General features: G+C 63.8%; 27 protein-coding genes. 10 read left to right on the forward strand and 17 right to left on the reverse strand.

From position 1 onward, the window contains the following. Positions 1-65 precede the first annotated feature (65 nt). Positions 66-1271, reverse strand: a complete 1206-nt coding sequence (locus tag CR152_RS18115) for an MFS transporter (RefSeq protein WP_099876741.1) — start codon at positions 1269-1271, stop codon at positions 66-68. Positions 1272-1429: 158 nt separating this feature from the next. Further along, positions 1430-2323: a LysR family transcriptional regulator gene (locus CR152_RS18120; RefSeq protein WP_099876744.1), complete on the reverse strand. Its 894-nt coding sequence runs from the start codon at positions 2321-2323 to the stop codon at positions 1430-1432. A 130-nt stretch (positions 2324-2453) separates the two neighbouring features. Between CR152_RS18120 and CR152_RS18125 the strand changes: the two genes are divergently transcribed. Both CR152_RS18125 and CR152_RS18130 read left to right on the forward strand, forming a co-directional pair. Further along, complete coding sequence (locus CR152_RS18125; protein WP_099876747.1) at positions 2454-2729, forward strand: hypothetical protein; 276 nt, start codon at positions 2454-2456, stop codon at positions 2727-2729. A gap of 64 nt (positions 2730-2793) precedes the next feature. Beyond that, positions 2794-3693, forward strand: a complete 900-nt coding sequence (locus tag CR152_RS18130) for a LysR family transcriptional regulator (RefSeq protein WP_099876749.1) — start codon at positions 2794-2796, stop codon at positions 3691-3693. A 16-nt stretch (positions 3694-3709) separates the two neighbouring features. On the opposite strand, the gene CR152_RS18135 is transcribed toward CR152_RS18130, so the two are convergent. Both CR152_RS18135 and CR152_RS18145 read right to left on the reverse strand, forming a co-directional pair. Further along, positions 3710-4297, reverse strand: coding sequence for a hypothetical protein (locus CR152_RS18135; RefSeq protein WP_099876752.1), 588 nt, complete (start codon positions 4295-4297; stop codon positions 3710-3712). A gap of 411 nt (positions 4298-4708) precedes the next feature. Next, on the reverse strand, positions 4709-5500 hold the full coding sequence (locus tag CR152_RS18145; RefSeq protein WP_099876757.1) for an oxygen-binding di-iron domain-containing protein: 792 nt from the start codon (positions 5498-5500) through the stop codon (positions 4709-4711). A gap of 139 nt (positions 5501-5639) precedes the next feature. On the opposite strand from CR152_RS18145, the gene CR152_RS18150 reads away from it, so the two are divergent. Both CR152_RS18150 and CR152_RS18155 read left to right on the forward strand, forming a co-directional pair. Continuing rightward, entirely contained in the window at positions 5640-5951 is a 312-nt protein-coding gene (locus tag CR152_RS18150) for a thioredoxin family protein (RefSeq protein ID WP_099876759.1), read from the forward strand. Positions 5952-6215: 264 nt separating this feature from the next. Continuing rightward, complete coding sequence (locus CR152_RS18155; protein ID WP_099876762.1) at positions 6216-6572, forward strand: hypothetical protein; 357 nt, start codon at positions 6216-6218, stop codon at positions 6570-6572. A 120-nt stretch (positions 6573-6692) separates the two neighbouring features. Here the strand turns inward: CR152_RS18155 and CR152_RS18160 are convergent, their stop codons facing one another. Beyond that, positions 6693-7064, reverse strand: coding sequence for a YXWGXW repeat-containing protein (locus CR152_RS18160; protein ID WP_370663822.1), 372 nt, complete (start codon positions 7062-7064; stop codon positions 6693-6695). 157 nt (positions 7065-7221) lie between these two features. Between CR152_RS18160 and CR152_RS18165 the strand changes: the two genes are divergently transcribed. The 3 genes from CR152_RS18165 (at position 7222) to CR152_RS18175 (ending at position 10142) form a co-directional block, all read left to right on the forward strand. Continuing rightward, the gene (locus CR152_RS18165; protein ID WP_099876765.1) at positions 7222-7773 is read left to right on the forward strand and encodes a hypothetical protein; all 552 of its coding nucleotides are present in this window, start codon (positions 7222-7224) and stop codon (positions 7771-7773) included. Then, on the forward strand, positions 7770-9218 hold the full coding sequence (locus CR152_RS18170; protein WP_099876767.1) for a flavin-containing monooxygenase: 1449 nt from the start codon (positions 7770-7772) through the stop codon (positions 9216-9218). Before CR152_RS18165 ends, CR152_RS18170 begins: the two co-directional genes overlap by 4 nt. Positions 9219-9386: 168 nt before the next feature. Beyond that, complete coding sequence (locus CR152_RS18175) at positions 9387-10142, forward strand: hypothetical protein (RefSeq protein WP_157778575.1); 756 nt, start codon at positions 9387-9389, stop codon at positions 10140-10142. A gap of 42 nt (positions 10143-10184) precedes the next feature. On the opposite strand, the gene CR152_RS18180 is transcribed toward CR152_RS18175, so the two are convergent. Together CR152_RS18180 and ompR are read right to left on the reverse strand one after the other, a co-directional pair. After that, positions 10185-11558, reverse strand: coding sequence for a sensor histidine kinase family protein (locus tag CR152_RS18180; protein ID WP_229413442.1), 1374 nt, complete (start codon positions 11556-11558; stop codon positions 10185-10187). Further along, positions 11558-12259, reverse strand: coding sequence for an osmolarity response regulator transcription factor OmpR (ompR, locus tag CR152_RS18185; protein ID WP_229413824.1), 702 nt, complete (start codon positions 12257-12259; stop codon positions 11558-11560). The genes CR152_RS18180 and ompR overlap by 1 nt, the downstream gene beginning before the upstream one ends. A gap of 270 nt (positions 12260-12529) precedes the next feature. Here ompR and CR152_RS18190 point away from each other — a divergent pair, with 270 nt between their 5' ends. Beyond that, positions 12530-12922: a hypothetical protein gene (locus CR152_RS18190; RefSeq protein WP_229413443.1), complete on the forward strand. Its 393-nt coding sequence runs from the start codon at positions 12530-12532 to the stop codon at positions 12920-12922. A gap of 198 nt (positions 12923-13120) precedes the next feature. Further along, on the forward strand, positions 13121-15022 hold the full coding sequence (locus CR152_RS18195) for a flagellar assembly protein A (RefSeq protein ID WP_099882467.1): 1902 nt from the start codon (positions 13121-13123) through the stop codon (positions 15020-15022). A gap of 36 nt (positions 15023-15058) precedes the next feature. Here the strand turns inward: CR152_RS18195 and arfB are convergent, their stop codons facing one another. Next, on the reverse strand, positions 15059-15457 hold the full coding sequence (gene arfB / locus CR152_RS18200; protein WP_099876779.1) for an alternative ribosome rescue aminoacyl-tRNA hydrolase ArfB: 399 nt from the start codon (positions 15455-15457) through the stop codon (positions 15059-15061). Further along, the gene (locus CR152_RS18205; protein ID WP_229413444.1) at positions 15454-16509 is read right to left on the reverse strand and encodes an HDOD domain-containing protein; all 1056 of its coding nucleotides are present in this window, start codon (positions 16507-16509) and stop codon (positions 15454-15456) included. The genes arfB and CR152_RS18205 overlap by 4 nt, the downstream gene beginning before the upstream one ends. A gap of 203 nt (positions 16510-16712) precedes the next feature. On the opposite strand from CR152_RS18205, the gene CR152_RS18210 reads away from it, so the two are divergent. Beyond that, positions 16713-17201: a chemotaxis protein CheW gene (locus CR152_RS18210; protein ID WP_099876784.1), complete on the forward strand. Its 489-nt coding sequence runs from the start codon at positions 16713-16715 to the stop codon at positions 17199-17201. Positions 17202-17363: 162 nt separating this feature from the next. On the opposite strand, the gene CR152_RS18215 is transcribed toward CR152_RS18210, so the two are convergent. From CR152_RS18215 to CR152_RS18250, 8 genes are all read right to left on the reverse strand, one after another. Beyond that, positions 17364-19361 (reverse strand): ATP-binding cassette domain-containing protein, encoded by a 1998-nt coding sequence (locus CR152_RS18215; protein ID WP_099876787.1) that lies wholly within the window; start codon positions 19359-19361, stop codon positions 17364-17366. 26 nt (positions 19362-19387) lie between these two features. Beyond that, complete coding sequence (gene prmB, locus CR152_RS18220; protein WP_099876790.1) at positions 19388-20278, reverse strand: 50S ribosomal protein L3 N(5)-glutamine methyltransferase; 891 nt, start codon at positions 20276-20278, stop codon at positions 19388-19390. 13 nt (positions 20279-20291) lie between these two features. Then, on the reverse strand, positions 20292-21443 hold the full coding sequence (gene dapE, locus CR152_RS18225; protein ID WP_099876793.1) for a succinyl-diaminopimelate desuccinylase: 1152 nt from the start codon (positions 21441-21443) through the stop codon (positions 20292-20294). Positions 21444-21462: 19 nt separating this feature from the next. Further along, a complete protein-coding gene (locus tag CR152_RS18230) occupies positions 21463-21816 on the reverse strand; it encodes an ArsC family reductase (protein WP_099876796.1) in 354 nt (117 codons plus the stop codon). A 197-nt stretch (positions 21817-22013) separates the two neighbouring features. Beyond that, positions 22014-23159 carry a PilT/PilU family type 4a pilus ATPase gene (locus CR152_RS18235; RefSeq protein WP_099876798.1) on the reverse strand — a complete coding sequence of 382 codons (1146 nt, stop codon included), beginning with the start codon at positions 23157-23159 and terminating at the stop codon, positions 22014-22016. A 31-nt stretch (positions 23160-23190) separates the two neighbouring features. After that, positions 23191-24018: a 2,3,4,5-tetrahydropyridine-2,6-dicarboxylate N-succinyltransferase gene (gene dapD, locus CR152_RS18240; RefSeq protein WP_099876801.1), complete on the reverse strand. Its 828-nt coding sequence runs from the start codon at positions 24016-24018 to the stop codon at positions 23191-23193. 59 nt (positions 24019-24077) lie between these two features. Continuing rightward, the gene (gene dapC, locus CR152_RS18245; RefSeq protein WP_099882469.1) at positions 24078-25298 is read right to left on the reverse strand and encodes a succinyldiaminopimelate transaminase; all 1221 of its coding nucleotides are present in this window, start codon (positions 25296-25298) and stop codon (positions 24078-24080) included. A gap of 61 nt (positions 25299-25359) precedes the next feature. Then, a complete protein-coding gene (locus CR152_RS18250; protein ID WP_099876804.1) occupies positions 25360-26388 on the reverse strand; it encodes an AraC family transcriptional regulator in 1029 nt (342 codons plus the stop codon). Positions 26389-26440 lie beyond the last annotated feature (52 nt).

Raw genomic sequence — 26440 nt, forward strand, 5'->3', positions numbered from 1 at the left:
GGTCTGTCGCAGCCCGCAGCCCGCGCAGCCCGCAGCCCGCGCAGCCTGTGGCCGCACGCCGGCACTCAGTGCGCGGCGACCGCGCGGCCAGTTCCCGCCACATGCACCAGTCCGTCGCGGCGGTCGAGCCAGCCGGCCAGCGTCGTCAGTCCCAGCGCGCCGACCACGACAATGGCGCCGATCCACGGCGTGGCCATCAGCCCCACGTGCGCCACGATCAGCCCGCCGCCCCAGGCGCCGAGCGCGATGCCGACGTTAAAAGCGGCGATATTCAGGCCCGATGCCACATCGACAGCCTGCGGCGCGTCGCGTTCGGCACGTTGCACCACGTAGACTTGCAGACCGGGTACATTGCCGAAGGCAACCGCGCCCCACAGCAGCACCGTGCCCAGCGCCAGCCACATGTTCGATGCGGTAAAGGTCAGCAGCAGCAAGACGGCGGCCAGCAGCGCAAACACAATCTGCAAAGCCTTGATCGGGCCTTTCTTGTCGGCTAGTTTGCCGCCCCAGATATTGCCGCATGCGACCGAGACGCCGTAGACCAGCATCACCAGGCTCACGCTCGACGCCGAAAAGCCGGACACTTCCTGCAGGATCGGGGCGAGGTAGGTGAAGGCGATGAAGGTGCCGCCGTAGCCCAGGGTGGTCATGGCGTACACCAGCAGCAGGCGCGGCTTCTTGAGCACGGCCAGTTGCGTCATCAGGCTCGCTGGCGGGCTCATGGCGATGGTGGACGGTACCAGGAAGTAACTGCCGATAAATGCGATCACGCCCAGCAGCGAGACCGCTAAAAAGGTCGATTGCCAGCCGAAGCTTTGGCCGATCCAGGTGCCCAGCGGAACACCGGTGACCAGCGCCACGGTCAGCCCGGTGAACATCAGGGCGATGGCGCTGGCGGCTTTTTCCTTGCTCACCAGGCTGGTGGCGATGGTGGAGCCGATCGAGAAGAACACACCGTGCGCCAGGCCCGTGAGCACGCGTGCGGCCATCAGGGCGAAGTAGCCGGGGGCCATCCAGGCGACCAGGTTACCGATGGTGAACAGCGCCATCAAGCCGAGCAGCAACTGCTTGCGCGGCACGCGGCCGGTGAGGGCCGTCAGGACAGGCGCGCCGATGGCCACGCCCAGCGCGTACAGGCTCACCAGCAGCCCGGCGGACGGAACGGACACGCCAAGGCTGGCGGCAATGGTGGGGATCAGGCCGACGATGACGAATTCGGTGGTTCCGATGGCGAAAGCGCTGAGTGTCAGCGCCCAGAGTGCGAGTGGCATGGATTCTCCAGTTGAGGCAGTGTGCGATGCCATGCAGTGTGCCCGGAACAAGAAGGAAGAAAAATGCCCCACGGCACACTAGACTTTTGACTGGGAGTCACTAATGAAGGGGTTTGGGATACATTCATCCCGCCTGTACGAAGGTAATGCGGGGACGGCTACGCGCTGTAGCGCAGATGCTCAATCAGCGCGCGCAATGCCGCTGGCAAATGCTTACGGCTTGGATAATACAAATAAAAACCCGGCCCCTCGGGCGTCCAGTCGGCCAGTACGCGGCGCAGCCGGCCTTGCTCGATGTGCGGCGCAACGTAGTCGAGTGCCGAATAGGCTAGCCCCAGGCCGTCCATTGCGGCCCGTACGATCAGTTCCTGATCGTCCATGAGCAGCCTGCCACCGACGTTGACGACCCGCTTTTGCGTGCCGCGCTCGAATTCCCATCCATACAGCGTTCCGGAACTGAGCAGCCGCAGCTCGATGCAGGCGTGTGCTGCCAGGTCCTCGGGCGATACGGGGGCCGGATGCACCTCCAGATAGGCCGGCGCGGCCACGACAGCCATCGCCACCGGCGCGCTGATCGGCACGGCTACCATGTTCGGCTGCAAGGCTTCTCCCAGGCGGATGCCGGCATCGAAACCGTTTGCCGCCAGGTCCTGGAAACCGTCATCGACGCTGATCTCCAGCGCGATGCGCGGGTAGGCACGCGCGAACGAGGGCAGCGCCCGCGCCAGCACGGTGGACGCCGCCATGCGCGGCGCAGTGATGCGCAGCCGTCCGGACGGCGTGTCGCGCACCTCGTTCAATTCCTCCAGCGCCCCGGCAATATCGTCGAGCGCCGGCTTGGCGCGGGCCAGCAATCGCTTTCCGGCGTCGGTCGGCGTCACGGCGCGCGTGGTACGGCGCAGCAGGCGCACACCGAGGTCGCGCTCCAGCTTGGTCATGGCATGGCTCAGGGCGGATGGGGTGACGGCGCGTTCCGCCGCCGCCGCGCGGAAGCTGCCGCAGCGCACGATGTCGGCAAAGGCGGACAAGGCGTCCAGATTGATTAAGGTCATTGCTGAATGATATTCAGTTGTCGGATGAACGCAAAGCCCTTTTTCATGAATGCACCGGGTCTCGTGCTGTATTTCATCGACACCGCAGCCGCTGGCGGGAGACGACGCGCTGCGCAGTTTGTCCCGCGGCATGCTGCTCGCCTTCGAGAACGACATCGACGGTGGCAACGGACGGGTGACGATCATCGACCTGCGCGGCCGCCGGCCAAGCTTGACCACGCTCGCCGACGGCTTGGCCGAGCCTGTCAGCGGCGTGGTACGCGACGGGCAAGTGATTGTCGTGGAATCGCAATTTGGCATCCTGTCCGGCAAGCGGGGCGGACAGGTGACCGGGCCGTTTGCGCTGCGCAGCATTGCCCTGTCTGAAACCCCGGCGGAGGCGGCAGTGACCGAGAGTGCTCCCTGAAACCCCGTCGCTGCTCTCCCGTACAATGCCCTTCTGACATGAGCCAAACAGGGGAGAGCGAGCAATGATCGACGTTGAAGCGCTGAGTGCGTTTGCCGCAGTCATCGATACCGGATCATTTTCCGCCGCCGCCGAACGGCTCGGGCAAACGCCTTCCGGCATCAGCCGCGCCATTGCCCGCCTCGAATCCCAGCTCGGCATGACGCTGATGCACCGCACCACGCGGCGCCAGGACCTGACCGAAGAGGGCGACTGGCTGCTCGGCCGCGCGCGCAAGATCCTGGCCGAACTGGAAGATACCGAAGCACAAGTGTCGGCGCGCCGGTCCCAGCCGTCCGGGCTGGTGCGGGTCAACGCTGCCACGCCCGCGCTCGACCATCTGGTTGCGCCGCTGGTGCCGGCCTTTCTGGATGCCTATCCCCTGATCCGGCTTGAACTGGCCAGCGGCGAAACGCTGGTCGACCTGATCGAAGAGCGGGCCGACGTGGCCATCCGCATCGGCCAGCTTGCCGATTCCAGCCTCAATGCGCGCCGCCTCGGCAGCAGCGCCCTGCGCCTGCTGGCCGCGCCATCGTACCTGGCCCGGCACGGAATGCCTGCCACGGTGCAGGAACTCGGCGCACACCGGCTGCTGGGCTTCACCGCGCCGGCCTCGCTCAACACCTGGCCGCTGGCGGACGCGGGCGTGGAGGGCGTCGGTGTGATGCCGGCCGTGATCGCATCGAGCGGTGAAACGCTGCGCCACCTGGTGCTGGCGGGGGCGGGCATTGCTTGCCTTGCGGATTTTCTGACGCGCGCCGATGTCGCGGCGGGCCGGCTGGTGCCGGTGCTCGAACCACTGACCCTGCCATGGTCGCAGCCGGTGTGGGCCGTGTTCTACAAGCAGGGTGCGCTGGCGCCGCGAGTGGCGGCGCTGGTAGACTTCCTGGCGGACCGGCTGGGCGCGACGGTACTGACGCGCTGAGCTGGCCCGCCGGTTGCTAGCGGTCGAGTTTGCGCAAGTGTCTGGCGATCACGTCCGCCGCCTTTTCGGCCGTCTCGTAATCGGGATGGATGCCGTCGCCGATATGCGTGTAATCCTTCCAGATATCGAGCACGATGGCGCCCGGCAGCTCGGCCTTGAGGCGCGTCGTGCCGAGCGTGCGCAACTGGGTGTAGTCCTGCTCGCCGATCACCCACGCCAGCCCGAACGCCGACTGGAACTTCGGCAGATCGAGGTGGTCATACTGTGGAGCGACATCAAAGATCGGTGTGACGCCTTTCGACAGCGCGAATTTGTCCACCGCAACGAGGCGGTCGACGCTTGCGTTCATGTCGTTCAGCGTGCACGGCTGCGATTCCGACTGGGGTATGCCGGCGGCGTCCGCATGCAGGCAATCGTTCGCTGTCGTCACCACCACGTACTTGGCCGTGTACGAGGTAAAGGTCGGCGGCAGGGCAACGCGCGACAGGGCACGTTCGAGCTGGGTCTGGTAACTGTCCCAGTCGGCCGGTCCGCAGGTGGCGGCGCCGGGTGCGCAGAAAGGATGGGCAAAGGTGCCCGCGCCGGCCTGTGCCTCGTTGATCACATAGCCTGGCAGCTTGCGGTGGCGGGTGAGCGCCTGGCCCAGGCTGAGGTAATTGCCGAAACCAACGGCGATGCCGCCCAGTGGCGCATCGGCACCGTGGTATGGCGTCTTACCTTCGGCGAACGAGGCGCCGATCAGCAGCAGGGGAGCTTGAGACGGAGGAGGTTGGGACGGTTTTTGCTGGGCGAACGAGGATTGGAAAACCAGCAGACTGCACGCGGCGACAATCCATTTTGACTATGCATTACCAAGGTGACTCCCAAAGTGACTGCCGCCGCGCGAGGCGCGCAACGGACCAGCTGACTATCGACATCGCACGGCCGGGGAGCTGCGGCAGCTCCCGCGACTATGTGAGTACGATACTACTTGGGCAATCCTCTCGATTGAAAATAAATTTGTCTTCGGCAATTATCAGAGGGTGACGGTGATGCTGCGCGGCGCCTGATACATTTCCTGGGTCATCAGGTCGACGCCGCAGGGCAGGGTGTCAATCCAGTCGAGGAAGCGCGCGATCATGGCGCGGCCCTTGAACGGCGCGCCGTGCTGCGGCACCATCCATTCCGGATCGAGCTTGCGCACCATCTCGACCCAGTAGCGGCAGACTTTGTTCGACACCATGTAGCGCGAGTGAAAGCCGCGCATGTAGGGCAGGTGCTTGTCGAAATCCTGCACCGGGTCCATGGCCAGCCCCTCCGGCAGCATCGATGCCCCCATGTCGCCCGAGAACAAGATGCGGCTGACCGGGTCGAAGAACTGGAAATTGCCTTCGGCGTGCAGGAAGTGGGCGGGCAGGATCTGGAATTCCGTTTCACCCAGCGGCACCAGGCTGCCTTCGTCCGGAATGGCGATGATGCGGCCCTCGGTTTTGCCTTGCGCGCAAAAATGCGGCACGAAGCGCGACCAGATGGAAGAAATCAGCAGTTTGGTATCCGAGCCGGCCAGCCAGCGCGGCAGCGAGGCGATGATGTCGGGATCGGCATGGGAAGCGAACACGTAGAGTAGCTGTTTGGGCGGAAAGTACTTGCTCATTTCCATGTACAGCTCATTGTAGGTCAGTACCCCGCCCGGATCGAGCAGGATGCCGGTACCGTCCTGAACAATCAGGAACTGGTTCGACTGCACCGACGCTCCCTCGCCTTCATCGACCAGGTCGGAGAACATCAGGCAGATGTGCTTGCCGTTATTGAACAGTTCGATCGCCATAATAACCCTACTTATAAAATGGTTTATTCTAAGCCATCAATTGGTTTTTAGCAATGTTTCCGTTTCAAATAGTCCGTGTTGTGCAGCTTCACGCGGATTTTTGCGGTAGGCTTATGCGGATGACATCAGGAGCAAGCGCATGAGCACACCGTATTCCCCGGCACAGCCGGATCGCAGCGATATCGACGCCACGCCGGGCGTCGTGGTGCTGGACTTCGGCACCGACTGGTGTGGCCATTGCCGCGCGGCGGCGCCGCTGATTGAACAGGCGCTGGCCGCGTTTCCGGACGCGCGCCATATCAAGGTCGAAGATGGCAGCGGCCGCAAGCTTGGCCGTTCCTTCAAGGTCAAACTGTGGCCGACCGTGGTGGTGGTCAAAGATGGGCAGGAAGTGGCGCGCGTGGTGCGGCCGGCTGATACGGACGAAGTGCGCAAGGCGCTGGCGGCGTAGACGCATGCCATTGCCTGCACGCCAGCGCGTGCGGCGGTCTCCCGATCCCTGCCAGGCTGTCCCAACCGGCTCCTGCGGCGAGGAAGGGGGGAAAGCGCCTCCGTCATGACGGCGCGGATGGCGATGAAACGCTTCATCCTGCCCGATCTGCGCTGGCTTACGCGGGAAGGGTGCATTTGCGGGTCAAACAGTCGCGAAATGTTGTTTTATGTGTTACGGTTGAGGTAAGGGTGATGCCAGAAAAACATCGCCCCGCGCACCCGATTGGACATCATGATCTTTGCCGCCGACACAGAAGAATGTTCCCTGCTCGTCTTCCCCGACGCGCTGACGGCGTCCGCCTACTGCGACGCGGTCGATGTCGAGGCGGCGCTGTGGCGTTTCTGGGATGACGAAGGGGCACCGCTGATGCCGGCGTTCACCGTCCCTAACGAGCGCCACTTTTTCACGACCACTACGGGTGTGTACAGCCTGGTGCCGGTGCGGGAGGGGCAGTATGAATTCTTGTGGGATGCATTGCGGCATATCCGCCAGGTGATCGGAGAAATGCCGTTTACCGACGTGCGCGCGGTGCGCGACTACCTTGTCACGCAATGCGGAGGCCAGCCGTCGCCTTGCTGAACCTGGCGCCATCCATGACTTTTGCCCCGCGCGGGCGGGACGACGGTTCAAGCTGCAGTGCGCGGCTTGAGCGGGACCTTGAACCCGGCGTGCGGCGCCGGGCCAGGCCCCATCCATCAATTACTGACGATTCGGATTGTTCGGCCGTTCATCGTGACGGTTCGGAACGCCATCGCCGTCGTTATCGCGTCGCCCGCGTGCCCAGTTACCGCGTTGCATTTCCCAGCGGCCATCGCGCTCCTGCCATGCCGGCGCGGTGTAGTGGTAACCCTTGCGGTCGCGAATCCAGGCACCGCGCACCCATACGTGATGATTGTTGCGCCAATCCCAGTGTCCCGGCGCCCATACATAGCCGCGGCGTGGCGGCGGCGTACGTTCGGAACGCGGTTCCGGGGGCGCCTCGCGCACGATGATCACCGCCGAGCTGGCGGGGATGGCGGCGCTGCCGAGCGAGCCGGCGATCAGGGCGGCAATCAACAGTTTCTTCATCATCTTCTTCTCCTGGTTATGAACAGTGTTCTACCGTTATACGTCTTGCATAAATGCACGTATGTGCGAATTCGCGCATAGCGTTTCGCGTGCAACATGTTGACTTTTGCGTAGCGCGCGCCTATCGTCATCGCCACCATCACCCTACGAGAATGAGCCCATGATCCTGCGCACCATTGCCATCGTTCTGGCCAGCGCGCTGGCGCTGCCCTGCAATGCGGCCGACACCAACGGCGCGCGCGATGCATTTTTCGCCAACCTCGGCAAGTTGTGCGGTGCCGTCTACGAAGGCGCATCGGTCGCGCCCAACGATGGCGGAGAAGCCTTCGCCGGCAAGAAGCTGGTCGCCACCGTCAGCGCCTGCAATGCCGGCGAGATCCGGATTCCCTTCGCCGTGGGCGAGGACACGTCGCGCACCTGGATCGTCACCCGTACGCCGTCCGGCCTCACCCTGCAGCACGACCACCGCCACGCGGACGGCACGCCGGACGCGCAAACGATGTACGGCGGCGCGGCCGGCAGCAACGGCAGCGCCATTGCGCAATCGTTCCATGCCGACGCCTACACGGCCAAGCTGATTCCCGCCGCCGCCACCAATGTCTGGACCCTGAGCGTCTCGCCCGACGGCCTGAAACTGATCTATGCGCTCGACCGCGACGGCAAGCCGCGCTTCAGGGCCGAACTGGTGCAGACGCGCGTGCCGAATCGATGACAGTTCCGCAGTTCGATGCCGTCATCATCGGCAGCGGCTTCGGCGGCCTGTGCGCAGGCGTGCGGCTCAAGCAGGCGGGCATCGACAACTTCGTGATCCTCGAAAAGGACAAGCAATTCGGCGGCACCTGGTGGGCCAACACCTATCCCGGCTGCGCGGTCGACATACCCAGCCATCTGTACTCGTTTTCGTTCGCGCCCAACCCGCACTGGACGCGCCGTTTCGCGGGGCAGGGCGAACTGCTCGACTACACCGGTTCGGTGGTGCGCGACTTCGGCCTGGCGCCGCACCTGCGCCTGTCGACCGCGTACCAAGGCGCGCAGTTCGACGAAGCGGGCGGCTACTGGACCGTGCGCACCAGCGCAGGCACGCTGACCGCCAGAAGCGTCATCAGCGCCCCCGGAGCGCTGAGCCGCGCAGCCATTCCCGCCTTGCCCGGCCTGGACGGCTTTACCGGCCCCACGTTCCATTCGAGCCGCTGGGACCATACGGTCGACCTGTGCGGCAAGCGCGTTGCCGTCGTCGGCAACGGCGCCAGTGCGATCCAGTTCATTCCGGAGATTGCGCCGCTGGTCGCGCAGCTCGATGTCTATCAACGCACGCCGCAATGGATCATGCCTCGTCCGGACCGCATGATCGGACCGCGCGAGCGCTCCCTGCTGGCGCGCGTGGCGCCGCTGCGGCTGGCCTACCGCGCGCTGAACTACCTGCTGTACGAATCGCGCGCGCCGCTGTACCTCTACACGCCGCGCATGCTGGCGCTGCCCCAGTGGCTGGCGCGGCGCCACCTGCACAGTCAAATCGCCGATCCGCTGCTGCGGCGCCAGCTCACGCCCGACTACAAGTTCGGCTGCAAGCGGGTGCTGATGGCGAACGATTTCTACCCGGCCCTCACGCGCTCGAACGTGAAGCTGATCACCGGCGGCGTCAAGCAGGTGAGCGCAAGCGCCATCGTCAGCGAGGGCGGCGCCGAACGGGCTGCCGACGTGATCATCTTCGCCACCGGTTTCGAGGTCGAGCGCGTGCTGCATGCCGTCGAGGTGCGCGGACGTGGTGGCAAGCGCATGTTCGCCGACAGCCTGGAAGCCTACAAGGGCTGCACCGTGGCCGGCTTCCCCAACTACTTCACGATCGTCGGGCCGAATACGGGCCTGGGGCACAGCTCGATGATCTACATGATCGAATCGAGCGTCAATTACGCCGTCGACGCCATCAAGACCATCCGCGCGCGCAAGCTGCAATCGGTCGAGGTAAAGGATGAGGTGCAGCGCACCTGGAACGCGACATTGCAGCGCAAGCTGCGCGGCGGTGTCTGGAGCAGCGGCTGCAAGAACTGGTACTTGGATAGCCACGGCAGGAATTACGCGATCTGGCCCGGCTTTACTTTTACTTACCGCTGGGCCACACGGCGTTTCGATATCGGCAATTACATCGTGCGGCCTTGAAACCTACTGTGTAAGCGGTGCAATGTCGCGCCAACACGACACTAAATTGCAGTTGGGAATTGCCTGTGTAAATACACAAGGCGGCGATTTTATCCCCTGTAGAATTTATCAGGTTCCACGTCCTCAATGTCATCCATTTTTATTCAGTTACCTCATCTGGAGAAAACCATGTCGATGAATACACGTAGATTCCCCTCAGCAGATTCACCAATACGCTTGTGTCTTATCCATTTCATCGGAATGATGCTGCTGTGTTTTTCCATTTCGCCCGCTTTTGCACAGGTAACCGAGGTGAACACGAGCGGCGCCGACAGTGGAGCAGCGCTTGTCCCCGTTCCTGTGCTGTATGGCCAGATCTATACCCTGCAAAATGGCTACAGAAACTGGACCGGAGGTTATCTGGACGTGCGCGACAGCCGCTGCAACAGCAACACCTTGTGTGTGTCCACCGCTAAACTGGCCAATCGGGACAAGGGCAGTGGCCGTTGGATGATCCTTCCCGTGGATGTGTCGAAGACGAGCGGGGACCCGGTGATCCAGGGAGATCACGTGTATTTGATAAATCAATATCCAGCGACAACCGGGACAGGCGACGGCGCTCCCGGCGGCTACCTCGATGCCCGTGGCGAGCTCTGTCAAAGCAACGTGCTGTGCGTGTCGACATCCCTGACAAAAAATACCAGCGCCAGTAGCAGCATCTGGCAGATTCTCCCTATGGGCGGGGGGATGACGGGACAGCCTATTAATTTAGATCAGGAAATCCATTTGCTAAATCGTAAGGTTATTAACGACATGCACACGTATCTGGATGTGCGAGGTAACAGTTGCCAGCAGAATTGGCTCTGCGTGTCGACCAGCATGGGCTGGAATCGCGACCAAGGCAGTGGAAGCTGGCGCTTTGTCGCGCTCGTGCCAGCGCCCTGACAGCGGCGCCCTCTGCACGCCGCCGCAAGGCGGCATTCGGCGTCAGCTCGCCAGCGGCATCACCAGCGCGATGCGCAGGCCGCCGCCTTCGCGGTTGCTGACCTGCAGTTCGGCGTTGTGGCGCAACACCACCCGTTCCACGATCGCCAGCCCCAGTCCGGCGCCGTTGGCCTGGCCGCGCGCGCTGTCCATGCGCGTGAATGGCTTGAGCAGCAATTCGATATGGTCGTCCGGCACGCCCTGGCCGTGGTCCTGCACTTCGATCACCACGCGCTTGCCCAGGCCGTGCGGCTTGATGCGGCACGAGATATCGAGTTCCGTAAAGTCGCTGCCTTGCGTCTTGCCGTAGCGGCGCGCGTTCTCCACCAGGTTGTTGAAGACGCGCCGCAGGTCGGTCGCGTTGCCCATCACATGCACGCCTTCTTCGATATGGGTGCTCACATGGATGTCGAGCATGCGCTCCGCTTCGCGCGCGGTGTCCTGCAGCAGCTCGCTGATATCGATCGGGACGAACGTGGCCGCCTCGGTCGGCTTGGCGTAGTCGAGGAACTGGCCGATGATGGCGTCCATCTGGCCGATATCGGACTGCATGCCTTCGCGTGCCTCGTTACTGAGCTTGGCCATTTCCAGTTCGAGCTGCATGCGCGCCAGCGGCGTGCGCAGGTCGTGTGAAATGCCGGCCAAAATCACGGCGCGGTCCGATTCGACCTGCTGCAAGTCTTCCACCATCTGGTTGAAGCTGCGATTGGCCTCGATGATCTCTTTTGAGCCTTTTTCGGGCAGGCGGTCCGGCTTCTTGCCCTGGGCGATGGCGCGCGCGGCCGCGGTCAGGCGCGCCAGCGGCAGGTTGACCAGGCTCGAAATGAGCGCCGCGCCGACCACCGACAGGGCGCCCACCACCGTCGCCCAGCCGAGCCACTGCACGCCCGTCAAGCCTTCGAGGCGTTCGCGTTCGAGCATCAGCCAGTAACCGTCGTCGTCGATCTTGAAGCTGATCCAGAAGCCCGCAGTGCCGTTCACGCGGCTGGAAAAGCGCGTGTCTGCGCCGAGCTTGGATTTGATGATGGCTTCGATTTCCGGCATCAAGGCACTGTCGGGCGGCGGATCGACCGCGTCCGAACTTTCCAGCGTAAAGATGCGGATGCCTTCGTTGCTGACCAGCTCAAACAGCAGCTCGCGCCGCAGTTCGGGCGCCGAGTGGGTCAGGGCGGCCTTGGTGATGGTCACCACCGAAATGACCAGATCGGCCGTCTGCTCGACCTGCGGGCCGCGCTGCACCGCGCTGATCATCCCGATCCAGGAGGCCATGGACACCGTGGTCAGGATACTGAGCAGCAGGAAGGTGCGCCAGAACAGGCCGCTCCTGAGCCAGCTCAGGCGCGTGCCATGGGGCGTGGTCGAATCGCGCGAAAACACTAGCGTGGCTGGCCTTCAGGAATGAACACATAGCCCAGGCCCCACACGGTCTGGATGTACAGCGGCGAGGAAGGATCGGGTTCGATCAGCTTGCGCAGGCGCGAAATCTGAACGTCCAGGCTGCGGTCGAATACTTCGTATTCGCGTCCGCGCGCCAGTTCCATCAGTTTTTCGCGCGAGAGCGGCTGGCGCGCATGGCGTGCGAACACCTTGAGCACCGAGAATTCGCCGGTGGTCAGCGGCACCGTGTCGCCATTCTTCTTGAGCGTGCGCGTGCCCAGGTCCAGCACGAACTGGCCGAACTCGAAGGACTGCGGCGTTTCCGACGGCGCGCCCGGGATCTCGTCCGGACCTTTGCGGCGCAACACAGCGCCGATACGGGCCACCAGTTCGCGCGGATTGAACGGTTTCGGGAGATAATCGTCTGCGCCCATTTCGAGGCCGACGATGCGGTCCACGTCTTCGCCTTTGGCAGTAAGCATGATGATCGGGGTCTGGTCGCCGGCGCCGCGCAGGCGGCGGCAGATCGACAGGCCATCTTCGCCGGGCAGCATCAGGTCCAGTACCAGCAGGTCGTAGCGCTCGCGCAGCCACAGCTTGTTCATGGCCGGTGCGCTTTCGGCAGTGACCACCGAAAAGCCTTGCTCGGTGAGGTAGCGGCGCAGCAAATCGCGCAGGCGCACGTCATCGTCGACTACCATGATTTTGGCGGCATGACCATTGGCGTTAGCCTGCGTTGTATTGTTGCCTGAGATCGGGGTCGAGGGTGTGTTCATTTGGCTGTCAGATTTGTCAGATTCATGTCGCTATGGTAACGTCATATCGCCCGATAAAACACCCAGCACGAAGGTCATTACATACTGTTACAAACTTTACCCAATTCGGCTTATGCCCCGGTGCAAATGGTCATACACTGGGTTCAAGCAAGTCAAGCTTATATGTTTACCAGGCACCGCGGAAGAGGAATCATTATGAATAACGCGCACACAACAACCAAGGCAGTCGCAAGCGCACAGCGCTGCGGGCGTGCGTTCGTCCGTCGTGTGGCCGTGTGCTGCCTGTTCGCTTGCGCCAGCTTGTCCATGGCCCAGGCCAATTCCGGCGACAAGGAGCGCGACGCCCAGCGCATCGCCGATGCCCAGCGCTCCCAGCAACAGCAGCGCCAGGATACGCAGCGCCAGTTCGAGGCGCGCGCCGACGAGCAGCGCCGCCAGTTGCAGGCCCAGCAGGAACAGAATGCCCAGAACACTGCCGATGCGGCCCGCCGCGGCGGCCGCATGATGACGCCCGACGAGCGGCGCGACCTGCGCCGCCAGATCAATGAGGCCGGCGTCGACATCTACCGCAACGCGCCGCGCCGCTGACCGCCTTTCCGGGCGCGCCACGGCGCCCGTTCCCGCCCGCACCATCCCCGCCGTCCGCCTCCCCGTCCAAAACGTTACATTTGTTGAGTTTTACGCATCCGCATGTTTATTTGGGCGGCACAACCTGTTACGCTAGGAAAAACTTACTAATAGCGAAATATACTTGCCAGGTATATAAGCATGCAATGGAGCGCCGTCGTGTCGATTGAATCATCTGGCGTCAGTGCGCCGCGTTCGCCCGCGGTAGCGGGGGATGCGCAACTTGAGCTGGACCACTGCATCATCAAGCGCCCCGACGGCGTGTATGGCGACCCGAGCGTGCTCGGCACGACCTTCGGCGCCGCCATCGACCGCATTTTCGCCACCAGTTACCTGGTCGATCTCGACTATCCACTGCTGATCAAGGCCATTTACGGCGCCGGTCCTCCGTTGCCGCGCTCGCCCGACGGCCACTTGATCATCCGCCTCGCTTCCGATATCCAGCCTTTCAGCGCGCTGCGCCGGCCGCTCTACAAGGCGGTCAAGATCAACCGCGGCAAGGCCGAGTATTTTTTCGAGCCGGTGTACGTGGCCAACCCCGACGATCCGGAAGGGCCGGAGATCCTGGCCCGCCTCGATGTCGACGAATTCATCGCCGACATGTGGGGCAAGGGTATCCGCTTCGGCATCGACGTCGACGCGGTGCGCCAGGCCATCGACGCCGGCAAGTCCGAGCGCGTGGTGGTGGCCAGCCTGCTCGAACCGCGCGCGGGGCGCGATGCGCACGTGATCGAAGTGACGAGCGACTTGCACCGCAGCGACGCGCCGCTGCAACTGGCCAACGGCAAGCTCGATCTGATGGCGTTCCAGAACCGCTTTCCGCAAGTCGACAAGGGCGTGCGGCTGCTCAAAAAGGTGCCGCGCGTGCCCGGCACGGCCGGTTTCGAGCTGTCCGGACTGCGCATCGATCCGCCCATTCCCAACGATACGGAAGTAGCGCCCATGGCCGGCCCGGGCACCGTGGTCGAGGTGTCGGGCGAGGGAGAATTCCTGATCGCCCAGCAGGCCGGCTTTTTGAACGTGGATAGCGCAACCGGGCGGATTTCGGTGGGCGACAAGATCGTCAGCCGCGACGGCGTGAGCGCGCGCACCACGGGTAACCTCAAGCTGACCGGCGACTTCGAGGAATTCGGCGAGGTGCAGGAAAAGCGCGTGGTCGAAGGCGAGGGCATCACCATCCATGCCGACGTCTTCGGCAGCATCATCTCGCGCGGCGGGGCGGTCCTGTTGAACCGCAACCTGGTCGGCGGCAGCGCGCACAATGCGCGCGGCGACATCCGCGTCAAGGGCGTGGCCTCGGGCTCGGTGATTCAGGCCAGCCTGGGCGAGGTGGTCATCAACCGCGCCGAGAGCTGCATCGTGTCGGGCACGCGCGTGACGATCACGCATGCGGTGAACTGCGAGATCATGGCCGACGAAGTCGTGATCAGCCAGGCCGAGGGCTGCGCCATCGCGGCGCGCACGGTCGCGATCAACAGCGCCGGGCCGCGCCGCCAGAGCGAGATGAGCATCTTCGCGCTGCAGCCCGACACGGCGCGCCTGGACGAGGTGATCGCTGCCATGTCCGCGCGGGTCGAGCAGTTCGGCGAACTGGCGGCGCGCCGCAAGGCCGAGATGGAAGCGATGACCAACGAGCCTGAGGTGCGCAAGTACGTCATGCTGGCCTCCAAGGTGCGCAAGAAGGAATTGATTCTCACCGAGGAGCAGGTGCCGATGTTCCAGAAGATGGCCCTGGCCGTGGGGCCGGCGTTGAAGGCGATCGCCAAGGTGTCACTGGACGTGAAGGCGGCCGAGACGGAGCAGCAGGCCGGCGCCACGCTGGTGGCGGAGCTGGTGCAGCAGCGCAGCGACAGCACCGGCGTCAGTTCGGTGGCGGTCAAGCGGCTTGAGGGCGAAACCGTGGTGCGTTCGATGACCTACAACCCGGACGGCACCAGCATCTACGATTTTCCGGCCAAGGACATCAAGCTCAGGCTGCGCACCAAGCGCGCCGAGGGCGATGTGATTTTAGTGGCGGAAGAGGGAGCGGTGGACTGGCAGAGCGGCGTATCGGGCGCATGAGGCGACGCTGTGGCAAAGGGCGTGAAACACGGCCGCTTATTCGCTGACCTTGCCCCGCATCGCCTTGGTCTGCCCGCTGCGGGTCTTGGAGTCGAGCCGCTTGCGCTGCGAGCTGCGGGTCGGCCGCGTGGCGCGCCGCACCGTGGGCAGCACGGCCACGCTGTCGACCAGTTCCTGCAGCCGGCGTAGCGCGTCTCCCTTGTTCTGTTCCAGGCTGCGCGACTGCTGCGCCTTGAGCACCACCACGCCCGCCTGGGTGATGCGCTGGTCCGACAATGCCAGCAGCCGTTCCTTGATGGCGTCCGGCAGCGACGACGCCACCACGTCGAAGCGCAAGTGCACCGCGCACGACACCTTGTTCACGTTCTGCCCGCCCGGCCCCTGGGCGCGGATCGCGGAAAACTCCACCTCGCCCGGATCGATGGCCGCGCTCACGGCGCCGGCGCCGCGGCGGGCGGCGCCACCGCATCGTCAGCGATCGCATCGAGCTCGCGGTAGCACGCCATCGCCCGAGGCGAGAGGCCCTTGAACAGTACCGGATCGTCCTTGTCCAGGCGCTCGTTATCGACCAGGAGGCGCACCTTGCTCAGGTAATCGGACTGGGTCAGCAAGCGTCCCAGTGGCGACACCGTCACGCCCTTGCGCATGCCTGCCTGTTCGCCGATGGCGGTGACCACGCTTTCGGGGAAATTCCATTCGCGCCCGATGCTGCAGGTGAGGATGCGGGCGTCGCGCACCAGGCGCGCGCAGAACATCTCCGAGCCCAGCTCTTTATCGTCACGGCTCATCTGGTCCATGATGCGCAGGGTGACGATCAGCCCCACGTTCTGCACCAGGCCCGCGAGGAAGGCCTCGAAGGGATCGATGCCCATGTCCTCGGCAAGCATGCGGTTGGCCACCGCGCAGCGCTCGGACTGGTCCCAGATGCGCGGCGCCAGCAGGCGCGTGTACTGGCCCGAATTGAGGTCGATGATGGGGCGGAAGGCGACGCTGGTGAGCAGGTGGCGCAAGCCTTCCTGGCCGATCAGCATGACCGCGTGTTCGACGCTGCTGATCGTGGTGCCGCTGCCCTTGAACGAGGTATTGGCCATGCGGATCACGGCCGCCACCAGCACCACATCGTTGGAAATGGTGCGCGACAGTTGCGCGCCCGAAAAGTTATCGCTGCGCAGGCTTTGCAGCAACTGCGGCAGCAGCCCGGGCAGGCGCCGCACCAGCGCCGCGCCCGACTGCTGCGACGCCAGGATGGCGGTCAGCGCATCGAGCACCTGGTTTTCATGCGGCGTGGTGTCCAGGCCGGTCACGTCGGCATTGTCGAACAGCCAATTGAAGTAGCTGCCGTTGACCCCGTCGCGTTGCTCAAAAGATAGCTGGGCGGCGCTGCCCACTGGCGCCGCGCTGACGGCAACGGCAGGTGCCGGCTGGCTGGCTTGCACTTGGCCGGGCGCATCCCGCGCCGGCTCGGAAGCCGAAAAGATTCGCTTCACCCATTGATACATTGTCCATCCTTCAAGTATGCAATGATCCCCCTCCGGAATATTGCCGCCCCATTGTAAAGCGTTCCGCTTGCATTGCAAGCACAGCCAGACGGCCGGAAACCTTGATCGGGCTCAACGAGAGGCTTGCACACGCGCATTACGATGGGGTTTCGCGACCTTGCCGCAGCCCCCGCAGAGACGAAAGGACCACCATGCACACGATTTCAACGCAGTCTGCCCCCATCGGCAAGATGGAGTTCCTGAGCTTCCAGTTGGGGGGCATGGAATACGGGGTGGACTTTCGTAAGGTCAAGGAATTGCGCACATTCAAGTCGCTGGAATGCTTCGCGTCCGAAGGCGCAATCGTCAAAGGGGTTGCGGTGTCGCGCGGCGTGATCATGCCGCTGGTGGACATGCGGGTCGCGTTCAACGACCGCGCGGCTTCACCCGACCCGATGACCGACGTGATCATCCTGCAATTGTCGACCTGCGTGATGGGGATGGTGGTCGATGGGGTAACCGATGTGGTGCGCCTGTATCCGGACCAGATCTCGCCGATTCCGGGCCTGGCCCGCGACAGCGATTGCGATTACCTGATGGGACTGGGCGAAACCGATGGCAGGCGCCTGATCCTGGTGGACATCGACAAGCTGATGTCGATCCGGCGCGAGACCGTCGCCGGCGCTCAAAAGGCCGCATAAGAACTCTCGTCCCGGCATTTTTGGGCTCCCGTTAACCTCAAAACCGTCGCCCCCGCGACGGCGGGGGCCCAAGTTGGCTCCGTAGCCAACGACTGAGCCACGAACTTGGGCCCCCGCCGGCGCGGGGGCGACGGTTCTAGGGGTAGCGGCCTTGCGTGCGTGTTAAGCAGCCAAACCTTCCAACTGCTCCTGCAACTCCATCCATTCCGCTTCCAGCTGCGCCAGGTCCTTCTTGTAGAACGACTGGTCCGCCAGCAGCGTTTTCAGCTTGGCCTTGTTGGCCGCTTCATAGATGCTCGCTTCGCCGAGCTTGGCGTCAACGTCGGCCTTCTGCTCGTTGCGCTTGGCGATCTGCTCTTCCAGGCGCTTGATCTTGCCCTCGATCGGTTTGCGCAGCGCGGCCGTGCGTTGGCGCTGCTCCGCGTCCTGGCGCTTCTGGTCCTTCTTGTCGGCTACCGGAGCGGCTGGCGTGGCCACTGCTGTCGCGACCGGGAAGGCCGTCTTGTTGTCCTTGCCCGCCGCCGGCAGCACGGTGGTGCCCTTGCCAAGCTTGGTCTGGAACAGCCAGTCCTTGTAGTCGTCCAGGTCACCGTCGAACGGCTGCAGCTTGCCGTCGGCGACGATGATGAACTGGTCGGTGGTGGCGCGCAGCAGGTGGCGATCGTGCGATACCACCACCAGCGTGCCCTCGAACTGCGCCAGCGCCATGGTCAGCGCCTCGCGCGTTTCCAGATCCAGGTGATTGGTCGGTTCATCGAGCAGCAGCAGGTTAGGACGCTGCCAGACGATCAGCGCCAGTGCCAGGCGCGCCTTTTCGCCGCCGGAGAACGGGCGGATCGGACTGGTGACCATATTGCCCGGGAAGTTGAAGCCGCCCAGGAAGTTGCGCAGCTCCTGCTCGCGCACGGTCGGCGCAATTTTCGCCAGGTGCCACAGGGGCGATTCGTCATGGCGCAGCATTTCCACCTGGTGCTGGGCGAAGTAGCCGATCGACAGGCCCTTGCCGAGCGTGGCGTCGCCGGTCAGCGGCATCAGTTCGCCGGCGATGGTCTTGATCAGCGTCGATTTACCGGCGCCGTTCACACCCAAGAGGCCAATGCGCTGGCCGATCTGCAGCGAGAACTTGATGTTCGATACGATCACCTTGTCGCCGACCTTGTCGCCATGCTCGTCGAGGATATGGTAGCCGGCATCCACGTCTTCCATCACCAGCAGCGGATTCGGTGCCGCCAGCGGCTCGCGGAACTCGAACGAGAATTCGGCGGCGGCGCGCAGTGGCGCCAGTTCTTCCATCTTTTCCAGTGCCTTCATGCGGCTCTGGGCCTGGCGCGCTTTCGAGGCCTGCGCCTTGAAGCGGTTCACGAACGACTCGAGGTGGGCGCGCTGGCGCTGCTGCTTGGCGAGGGCGCCGGCGGCCAGGATCATCTGGGCCGCGCGCTGGCGCTCGAAACCGGAGTAGTTGCCCGAGTAGCGTTTCAGCCTGCGCTCGTCGATGTGCACGATGACGTTGACGATTTCGTCGAGGAAGTCGCGATCGTGCGAAATGATGATCAGGGTGCCGGCGTAGCGTTTGAGCCAGTCTTCCAGCCAGATGATCGCGTCCAGATCCAGGTGATTGGTCGGTTCATCGAGCAGCAGCAGGTCGGAAGGGCACATCAGCGCCTGCGCCAGGTTCAGGCGCATGCGCCAGCCGCCCGAGAAGCTGGCGATCGGCTGCTGCATCTGCGACAGCGAAAAGCCAAGGCCCAGCAGCAGCTGTTCACCGCGCGACTGCACCGTGTAGGCGTCGGCGTCGGCCAGCGCGCTGTAGATCTCACCGATGGCGATGCCGTTGTCGGTCGATTCCGGCTCGGACTCCAGGCGCGCCAGTTCCGCTTCGAGTTTACGCAGGTGGACGTCGCCGTCGATCGCGTAATCGAGCGCCGCGCGTTCGAGCGGCGGCGTTTCCTGGGCCACGTAAGCCATGCGCCATTTGGCGGGGAAATCGATCTCGCCCTGGTCCGGGTGCAGTTCGCCGCGCAGCATGCCGAACAGGCTCGATTTGCCGGCGCCATTGGCACCAATCAGGCCGATTTTATCGCCCGGGTTGAGGGTAAGGTCGACGCCTTCCAGCAGCGGCTTGGTGCCGCGCATCAGGCTAACGTTCAGGAAACGGATCATGTTCTACTTTTTGTAATGAGTGGGGATTACTGTGCTTGCAACTGTTCTGCGGTGAGCAGGAAAACCATGTCGTCGCCGGCGCTGGTGGTTACCCAGGTCAGGCCGAGGTGGCCGAAGGCCGCTTCCGCGTAATCGCGCTCGTTGCCGATTTCGACCATCAGGATGCCGTTTGGCGTGAGGCGTTCGGCCGCACCGGCGACGATCTTGCGCACCAAGTCCATGCCGTCGGCGCCGCCATCGAGCGCGATCTGCGGCTCGCGCAGGTACTCGGGCGGCAGCGACGCCATCGACGCCGAATTGACGTAAGGCGGGTTCGAGATGATCAGGTCGTACTTCTTGAACGGGACATTCTGGTACAGGTCCGAGGCGATCGGGTTGACCCGGCCTTCGAGCTTGTATTCGCGGATATTGTGCTCGGCCACGGCCAGCGCATCGGGCGAGATATCGACCGCATCGACCACGCTGTCGGGGAAAGCGTCGGCCATCATGATCGCCAGGCAGCCCGACCCGGTGCACAGTTCGAGGATGTTCTCGACCGCGTACGGATCTTCCACCCAGGGGCTGAACTGGTGCGGGATCAGTTCATGGATGAAGGAGCGCGGCACGATCACGCGCTCGTCGACGTAGAAGGCATAGGTGCCCAGCCACGCTTCCCTGGTGATGTAGGCGGCCGGCACGCGTTCGTTGGCGCGGCGTTCGATCACGGCCAGTACCTGCAGCACTTCGTCCGGCAGCAGGCGGGCGTCGAGGAAGGGATCGAGCTTGTCGAGCGGGAGCTTGAGCGTATGCAGGATCAGGTAGGCCGCTTCGTCCAGGGCTTCGGCGCTGCCGTGGCCGAAAAACAGCTTGGCGCCGTTGAAACGGGTAATTGCATAGCGCAGCAGGTCGCGCGGCGTGGTAAACAGGGTAGTGGTCATGGCTGTTCTCGGGTCATGTGTTGTGCGGCGCAGGCGCCAGCAGGTTGTCGAGCGTGCGGCGATAGATGTTCTTGAGCGGATCGATGAAACGCACGTCGATGTGCTCGTCGATCTTGTGGATGCTGGCATTCGGAGGGCCGAATTCTATCACCTGCGGGCAGATGCGGGCGATGAAGCGCCCGTCCGAGGTCCCGCCCGTGGTCGACAATTCGGTGTGCAGGCCGGTCTCGGTAAGGATGGCACTCGATAGCGCATCCGACAGGGTGCCGCGCGGGGTCAGGAAGGGCAGGCCGGACAAGGTCCACGCCAGGTCGTATTCGAGGCCGTGCCTGTCGAGGATCGCATGCACGCGCGCTTTCAGGCCCTCGGCCGTGCTGGCGGTCGAAAAGCGGAAATTGAAGTCGATCGCCAGTTCGCCCGGGATTACATTGTTGGCGCCCGTGCCGGCGTGGATGTTCGACATCTGCCAGGAAGTCGGCAGATAGTATTCGTTGCCCGCGTCCCACTGCTCGGCGGCCAGTTCGGCCAGCGCCGGGGCGCTCTGGTGGATCGGGTTGCGCGCCAGCTGCGGGTACGCGATGTGGCCCTGGATGCCCTTAATAAGCAGCTTGCCCGACAGCGAACCGCGGCGGCCATTCTTGATCATGTCGCCCAGTACATTGGCCGATGTCGGCTCGCCCACCAGGCAGTAGTCGATCTTTTCGCCGCGCTCTTCCAGCAGGCGGCACACCACGACGGTGCCGTCGGTGGCCGGGCCTTCCTCATCGCTGGTGATCAAAAAGGCGATCGAGCCGGTGTGGTCCGGATGTTCGGCGATGAACTCTTCGCACGCCACGACCATGGCCGCGATCGAGGTCTTCATGTCGGCCGCGCCGCGGCCATACAGCTTGCCGTTGCGCTGGGTCGGAATGAAGGGTTGCGATTGCCATTGTTCGACGGGGCCGGTCGGCACCACGTCGGTATGGCCGGCGAACACGAATACCGGGGACGCGCTGCCCTTGCGCGCCCACAGATTGGTCACGCCGTTCGATTCGATGGTCTCGCACGCGAAGCCGAGCGGCGACAGAAGGTCGATCAGGTGCTGCTGGCAGCCTTTGTCATCGGGGGTGATCGACGACAGCGCAATCAGTTTTTCGGTCAGCGCGAGGGTACGGGAAAAAGTCATTGAGTTCTTTGGCAGGGCATTACAGTGAAAAGATCTGGCGGTACTGGTCGTCGGAGAAGCCGACCGACAGCTTGCCGGCGCCCGCGAGGACAGGGCGCTTGATGACGGAAGGCTGTTCGAGCATCAGTTCGAGCGCGCTGGCCTTGTCGATGATGGCCGCACGGCGCTCGTCGGGCAGCTTGCGCCAGGTTGTACCCTTGCGGTTGACCAGCACTTCCCAGTCGAGCTGCTCAAGCCAGGCGGCCACGGTGGCGCGTTCGAGTCCCTGCTTCTTAAAGTCGTGGAAGTCGAAAGCCTGCTCGTGGTCCGCCAGCCAGGTGCGGGCTTTTTTGACGGTGTCGCAGTTGGGAATGCCGTACAGGGTTTTTTTCATGGTCGATCAGGAGCGTGGACAACCGGCGCCCGCATGCGGACGTGGTGGCCAGAGTATTCTTGGGGAACCCGGGAGGATACCACAGGCGCGCCCCTGCCAGCGCAGTCGCCGGGGTGGCGATCGCCGCGCGGGTGGCGCAGCCGGGGAAGAATCCCCCGCGCGGGTGGCGCAGAGGTGGGCGGCGGGCGCCGCCTGAATCAGCTGTTGAGCGTGAACTCGGTGAACGAGGATGATTCCTCGACCGGCTTGGGCGCCGCCTCCTGGGTGCTGGCAGCACGCACTTCCGGACCGTTGTTAAGAAGCCACAACAGGTTGGTGGCCGAGTCCGCATTGGCCAGGCCTTCTTCCTGGGTGATCAGGCCGCTCTTGACCAGTTCGTACAAGGCCGATTCGAACGTCTGCGAGCCGGGCGACAGGCTGTTTTCCATCGCTTCCTTGATCTGGCCGATCTCGCCGTTGTCGATCAGGTCGGAGATATAGCGCGTGTTGACCATGATTTCGACAGCCGCCTGGCGCGTGCCGCCGGCCGCCGAGCGCACCAGGCGCTGCGAGACGATGGCCTTGACCGCCGACGACAAATCCTGCAGCAGCGCCGGCCGGTTTTCGATCGGATAAAAGCTGATGATGCGGTTCAGCGCGTTGTACGAGTTGTTCGCGTGCAAGGTCGCCAGCACCAGGTGACCCGACTGGGCGTAGGCCAGGGCTGCGGCCATGGTTTCCTTGTCGCGGATCTCGCCGATCAGGATGCAATCGGGCGCCTGGCGCATCGAATTGCGCAGTGCCGTGTAGAAACTACTAGCATCGCTGCCGATTTCGCGCTGGTTGACGATCGATTTCTTGTTCTTGAACAGGTACTCGATCGGGTCTTCCAGGGTCAGGATGTGGCCGGCGCGCAATTCGTTGCGGTGGTCCAGCATCGAGGCGATGGTGGTCGACTTGCCCGAACCGGTCGCGCCGACCAGCAGCAGCAAGCCGCGCTTTTCCATGATCAGGTCGGCCAGCACGTGCGGCAGGCCGAGGTCTTCCAGCGCCGGAATCACGGCCGGCACAAAGCGGAACACGGCCGAAATGGTGCCGCGCTGGCGAAAGGCCGACAAGCGGAAACGGCCCAGATTGGCGACCGAAATACCCAAGTTCAGCTCGTTTTCACGCATCAGCTCATCCATCTGGGCCTGGGTGCAGATTTCCGCGAGCAGGGCGGAAATGTTTTCCGGCTCCAGCTTTTGCTGGTTGATGGGAATCAGGTTGCCGTTAATTTTGATGTGGACGGGCGAATTGACCGCGAAGAACATGTCCGACGCGTTTTTTTCTTTCATCAGATGGAACAAGCGGTCCATTGCCATTTTTTTTCTCCTGGTTTGGACTTTTACTGTATCAGATACCGCGCAGCAATTCGTTGATACCGGTTTTCGCGCGTGTCTTGGCGTCCACACGTTTCACGATCACGGCGCAGTACAGGCTGTAGCTGCCATCTTCCGAGGGCAGGTTGCCCGAGACGACCACCGAACCGGCCGGCACGCGGCCGTAGCTCACTTCGCCGGTGGCGCGGTCGTAGATCTTGGTCGACTGGCCGATGTACACGCCCATCGAAATGACCGAGTTTTCCTCGACGATGACGCCTTCGACAATCTCGGAACGGGCGCCGATGAAGCAGTTGTCTTCGATGATGGTCGGATTGGCCTGCATCGGTTCGAGCACGCCGCCGATGCCCACGCCGCCGGACAGGTGCACGTTCTTGCCGATCTGCGCGCACGAACCGACCGTGGCCCAGGTATCGACCATGGCGCCTTCATCGACATAGGCGCCGATGTTGACGTACGACGGCATCAGCACCACGTTCCTGGCGATGAAGCTGCCGCGCCGGGCGACTGCCGGCGGCACCACGCGGAAACCGCCGCGCGCGAAATCGTCGGCGGTGTAGTTGGCGAACTTGGTCGGTACCTTGTCGTAGAACTGCATGGTGCCGTCGGACGTCATCACGCTGTTGTTCTCGAGGCGGAAGGAGAGCAGCACCGCTTTCTTGATCCACTGGTTGACGACCCAGTCGGCACCGGTTTTTTGCGCCACGCGCATGCTGCCGTCGTCCAGGCCGGCGATCACGTGGGCCACTGCGTCGCGCAGTTCCGCCGTGCCGTTGGCCGGTGTGATCTCGGCGCGCTGTTCCCAGGCGGTGTCGATGAGGTTTTGAAGTTGTTGGGTCATGATCGGTATCTTATTAGGTGTTGTGGCGGATTCGGTGCGACGGATTCAGTGCGACGGATTCAGTGCGACTTCAGGGCCTTGCAAAACTGGACGATGCGCTGGGCCGCTTCGACACCCTCGTCGACTTCGGCGACCAGGGCCATGCGAATGCGGTTGCTGCCCGGGTTGATGCCGTGGGCCTCGCGCGCCAGATAGCTGCCCGGCAGGACCGTGACATTATATTCGGCGTAAAGACGGCGCGCGAATTCGGTGTCCGACAGGCCGCTGCGGCGCACATCGGCCCACAGGTAAAAGCCGGCGTCGGGCAGTTCCACATCCATCACTTCCTTGAGCAGCGGGGTGACGAGGGCAAATTTCTCGCGGTACTTGACGCGGTTTTCCTGGACGTGGGTTTCATCGCCCCAGGCCGCGATGGACGCCGCCTGCACCGGTGGCGACATGGCGCCGCCGCAGTAGGTGCGGTACAGCAGGAACTTCTTGATCACGGCCGGATCGCCCGCCACGAAGCCCGAGCGCATGCCCGGCACGTTGGAGCGCTTGGACAGGCTGGAAAACACGATCAGGTTCGCGTACGGGGTCTCGCCACCGCTGCGCCCCAGCTGGTGCGCCGCTTCCAGCGCGCCGAGCGGCGCAGTGCTGGTATGGTAAATCTCGGAATAGCATTCGTCGGCCGCGATCACGAAGCCATGGCGGTCGGACAGCGCGAACAGCTGCTTCCAGTCTTCCAGCGACAGGGTGGCGCCGGTCGGGTTGCCCGGGGTGCACAGGTACAGCAACTGCACGCGCGGCCAGATATCGTCCGGCACGCTGGCGTAGTCGCAGCCGAAATTGCGGCCCGGTTCCGAATTGACGAAGTACGGCGTGGCCCCGGCCAGGTAGGCCGCGCCCTCGTAAATCTGGTAGAACGGATTGGGGCAGACGATCAGCGGCGCCGGTCTGGAGGCATCGACGACGCAATGGGCGATCCCGAACAGGGCCTCGCGCGAGCCGTTCACCGGCAGCACCTGGCTGGCCGCGTTCAGTGCCGGCACCCCGTAGCGGCGTTCCAGCCAGCCGGCGATGGCGCCGCGCAGGGCGTCCGTGCCGGCCGTGGTCGGATACGTGGCCAGTCCCGGCACCCCGTGCGCCAGCGCCTTCTGGATGAAGGCGGGCGTCGGGTGTTTCGGCTCGCCGATGCCAAGGCTGATGGCGGCGTAGTCCGGGTTCGGGGTCACGCCCGCGAACAACTGGCGCAGTTTTTCAAAAGGGTAGGGATGCAGTTTGTCGAGATGTGGATTCACGGCGTTGCCAGGTTTGGCGCTGGGGAAGCGCAGGGTTAGCGTAGATCGGAACAGCGACGTATTATAGGCGCAAATGGCCGCCATCGCGCCATGCTCCAGGATTTACACCGGACCATTCCTTGAACGCGTGGGAGAACGCGCTTTGCTCCTGATAGCCCAGCAAAAACGCGATATCGACCAGCGACAGGCTCCCCTGGCGCAGGTAATCGGTGGCCAGCGCGTAGCGCGCCTGGTCGAGCACCTGCTGGAAGCTGGCCCCGGCCTCGCTCAGTTTGCGCTGCAGGGTGCGCGGCGAGAGCTTGAGTTCCTCGGCGATGCTGGCCAGCCGCACCCGGTCGTGCGCCAGATTGCGGATAATGGCCGCATGCACCTGGGCCACCACGCCGTCGTCGCGCCGGCTGCGTTCGCGCAGCAGCTGTTCGGCGTGCTGCTGCAGCACCGGATACAGCCCCACGTCGGCGTTCGGCACAGGCCAGCCAAGCAGCTGGGCATCGAAACCGGCCGCGTTGACCGGCGCCCCAAAGCGCGGAAGCACGCCGAAAATGCGCTCGTACTCGGCGCCGTCGGCCTGCTGCGCATGCGTAAACCGCAGTTGCGGCGCCGGCAGCGCGGCCCCGGCCAGCCAGGTGCTGAAGGTACGGATGCCGGCAAACACGCTTTCGACCAGGTGGCGGTTACCCTCCGGGTAGTTGCTGACCCATTCGTAGTGCGCCTGCTCGCCGTCCAGATGCAGCAGCGAGCGTCCCAGGTCGTGCGCCAGCTGCTCGTAGCGCAAGGTCTGCTGAAATGCCTGGCCAAAATCGCGGCAGGACAGCAAAATCAGTCCGTACACGCTGTAAGTACCCAGTTTTACCCGTTCGCCGACGTGCAGCCCGAAATGCGGATCGTCCGCCAGCTCGGCCCCGGCGCCCAGCAGGCGCACGTAATCGGCCGCGCCGAGCGAGTCGGGCAGCCGGTCGAGCGCTGTCGCGGGCAGACCGGCGGCAGCGGCCAGCGCGGCCGGGGCCACGCCGCGCGCCTGCGCCGCTTCGATCAGCGGCTGCAGATAGGAACCGGTGACGCGGCGGGCGTCAGGCCGAAGCACTGGCATGTTTGAACAAAGCGGTTGTCATAAAAGCGCAATACGTGAAGCCTGCCTTCGC

Source organism: Massilia violaceinigra (genome assembly GCF_002752675.1).
In the GTDB taxonomy this organism is placed as follows: domain Bacteria; phylum Pseudomonadota; class Gammaproteobacteria; order Burkholderiales; family Burkholderiaceae_D; genus Telluria_A; species Telluria_A violaceinigra.